Here is a 636-nt window from a genome sequence, read left to right on the forward strand (position 1 = left end):
AAATAAAAATAGATGCCCTGATTCAAGCTCCATACCAAAGACTTCTTTGACTAATATCGCCAGGGTATTAATCGATTTCCTCATGTCCGTTATGCCGCAATATAAATGAACCTGTACTTTTTCTGGAATCAGCATAACAACCTCAATTGATGGAGTAAGGAGGAGAAATCCTTACTCTTTATATCCACTCTTACTTCACAACGAATCTGATTGGGAAATTGGATAAATATTGATTGGCTCTTTGCAGGCTCCTGGTGTACAGCGTCCTTATTGCTAATCAGCACCGGTTCAAAGCGAATGGGTTTATCAAAACCAGTTTGTGATTTGGCCTTGTTACTTCTTGACCCAAATTTTTTACGCCATTGATATTTGAATTTTTCAATGGGAATTCCTTGCGCATGACAGAAATCTTCTTGCGATAATCCACTTCGCTCATAACCAGTGAATAAGCGTTCCCAATAATCTTCTTTTGATTTCATTTCCAGCTCCTCGTTTGAGAGAGCTTAGTTTAGAAAATTTAAATTTCTCAGGTAGGTGTATTTGCCCGAGAGTTATTGTCAATTCTGGTGTATGAGCAAAATATCATCAAGCGGCCTTCCAGTCCGATTGTTCAACAACCTGCACTCCGTCTTCAAA

At 38.8% G+C, this 636-nt stretch carries 2 protein-coding genes; both read right to left on the reverse strand.

Going from position 1 to position 636, the window contains the following annotated elements; genetic code table 11:
- Positions 1-135 (reverse strand): IS66 family insertion sequence element accessory protein TnpB (gene tnpB / locus Lfee_RS17880; RefSeq protein ID WP_162262670.1); only part of this gene is annotated, 135 nt, incomplete at its 3' end.
- On the reverse strand, positions 129-479 hold the full coding sequence (gene tnpA / locus Lfee_RS07340) for an IS66 family insertion sequence element accessory protein TnpA (RefSeq protein WP_058445379.1): 351 nt from the start codon (positions 477-479) through the stop codon (positions 129-131). The genes tnpA and tnpB, both read right to left, overlap by 7 nt.
- Positions 480-636: the final 157 nt, after the last annotated feature.

Source organism: Legionella feeleii (genome assembly GCF_001467625.1).
In the GTDB taxonomy this organism is placed as follows: domain Bacteria; phylum Pseudomonadota; class Gammaproteobacteria; order Legionellales; family Legionellaceae; genus Tatlockia; species Tatlockia feeleii.